The following is a 1,641-nucleotide window of genomic DNA, read 5'->3' as shown; positions in this document are numbered from 1 at the left end:
TGCCAGGCATATCACCACGACCCGAAACATGTCGGATTCTTCAGCTTAGGGCTGTCCATGTTTTGGGAGGACGTCAAGCCCTTGCTCCGAAACTCTACCGATCGTTGTCTACTTGACAGGGGAGCTTACGGAAAAGCGGATTCTGAAATCGGCTTGATCAGACCTTCCCTAGTTCGATTGGCATACTTACCCGCAAGGAAAAAGCGAAAGTACTCCTCGCAAAACAGCAGGAAAAAGAACGGTTGTCATAGAAATACCACACCCAAAACCTATACCCTGTCCAGAAACTCCCGATCCATCGCCAGCACACACGCATCAAGCTCAAATCAAGATGTCGAGGACGGTCTATTACGCCCATTTAGACTATGCCCACAAGCAACTCTCACATTGGATGGGCGGACACTATGAATTACCGACCAATTATTTTGTCCGGACACCTTGCGAGACTGTCCGGACTGAACCACAATAAACCCCGTAGGCTGTCGAGTTGTCAGCCGATTTTCTAGAGAACCCCGCCTAGTCAGCGGGGTTTTTGCATTCTGAGGGCCGCTCAAACATCCAATTGAAGAGGGCTGATACCGAGCGCGGCGGCAATCTTCTCGCGGCTTGCCTTGCGCAGCCTGCCCGTAGATTCTTGCTGAGAGTAGGCGGATTGAGAGACACCCAAGCGCTGAGCCATTTCTTGCTGGGTAACGCCCAGGTGTTCACGCCAAGCTCGCGCAATGCTCCACTCGTTATCGACCATCATGGATACGACCTCATGAGGCACGTAGGTCTCTGAGCCTTCACGAGGCTTTACGTATTCATCGTAAGGGATCACCACGAAGGCGGGCTTTCCGTCAGCCCCGTTGATGATCTGAATATTAATAGGTGCGTTCATCGCGTTTCCTCACTTCCTCGATGTAGACGATGTGTACGGCGCCATCGAAGTTAAAAAACACTCGGTAGTTGCCAACCCGTAGGCGGTACTGGTACTTGTGATTGGTCAGTGCCTTCACGTTGCTGGTCTGCGGCATCGTCGCCAGCTCACCGGCGGCGTTCTTGATCGCAACCTGCTCAGGGCGGTTGATCTTCAAGAGCTGCTTGATTGCTTTGGTTGACCAGTTTATCGAGTTCATAAGGTAATTATAAGATTAATTATAAGGCTACGCAAGGTTTATTTGCCATTAATCTTATATTAACGTTGTCTCCTCTGCAGCCACCGCTGCTTTTCGCGCCCCGCTGAGTCGAGAGATTCGCGGGGCGCGGTTTTTGGAGTTTGCGAGCGTAAGCAGCTCGCTGATTCGGCCCTAGCCCCCTGAGATCATAAGAAGCGCCTTCTGAATCAAACTCAATCTGTGGGGCGCCTCTGAGCCTTTTACGACATGCTGGGCATGCTGAGTTCTGTGCACTGCTCGAACACGAGCTTTCGCATATAGGACAAGCGAAGGATGAGTTTGGGGCTCCGAAATTCACAAAAGAAGGTCTCCCGAAATTGATGCTTCGTTCCCACGATGTCGAGGAATTCGTGGGCGTAGTGCGGCGATATGGTGCAAGCCCTGAGGTGATGCGCTTGGTCGAAGCGGTGGATTTGCCCCCGTATTACCGGACACAGAATCACCCTTGGGTTGATAAATCCTGATGGCGCCTGAACTCCCTGGG

The 1,641-nt window shown here is 52.0% G+C and carries 3 protein-coding genes; 1 reads left to right on the top strand and 2 read right to left on the bottom strand.

What is annotated here, in order from left to right; all coding sequences use genetic code 11:
- Window positions 1-550: 550 nt before the first annotated feature.
- Both ABS761_RS16815 and ABS761_RS16810 read right to left on the bottom strand, forming a co-directional pair.
- Window positions 551-880, bottom strand: a complete 330-nt coding sequence (locus tag ABS761_RS16815) for a helix-turn-helix domain-containing protein (RefSeq protein WP_350409541.1) — start codon at window positions 878-880, stop codon at window positions 551-553.
- Window positions 864-1,118, bottom strand: coding sequence for a type II toxin-antitoxin system RelE family toxin (locus tag ABS761_RS16810; protein ID WP_350409540.1), 255 nt, complete (start codon window positions 1,116-1,118; stop codon window positions 864-866). The genes ABS761_RS16815 and ABS761_RS16810 overlap by 17 nt, the downstream gene beginning before the upstream one ends.
- A gap of 215 nt (window positions 1,119-1,333) precedes the next feature.
- Here ABS761_RS16810 and ABS761_RS16955 point away from each other — a divergent pair, with 215 nt between their 5' ends.
- Window positions 1,334-1,621: a putative metallopeptidase gene (locus ABS761_RS16955; RefSeq protein WP_502881459.1), complete on the top strand. Its 288-nt coding sequence runs from the start codon at window positions 1,334-1,336 to the stop codon at window positions 1,619-1,621.
- Window positions 1,622-1,641 lie beyond the last annotated feature (20 nt).

This window comes from Castellaniella sp. GW247-6E4, from assembly GCF_040276065.1.
Taxonomy (GTDB): domain Bacteria; phylum Pseudomonadota; class Gammaproteobacteria; order Burkholderiales; family Burkholderiaceae_B; genus Castellaniella.
Note: the sequence above shows the minus strand (reverse complement) of the source record. Positions and strands in the feature narration are given on the sequence as shown.

What these genes read in the sequence shown, in the direction of transcription:
- ABS761_RS16810 (WP_350409540.1), bottom strand. Translation starts at nt 1,118, where the DNA reads ATGAACTCGATAAACTGGTCAACCAAAGCAATCAAGCAGCTCTTGAAG.
- ABS761_RS16815 (WP_350409541.1), bottom strand. Translation starts at nt 880, where the DNA reads ATGAACGCACCTATTAATATTCAGATCATCAACGGGGCTGACGGAAAG.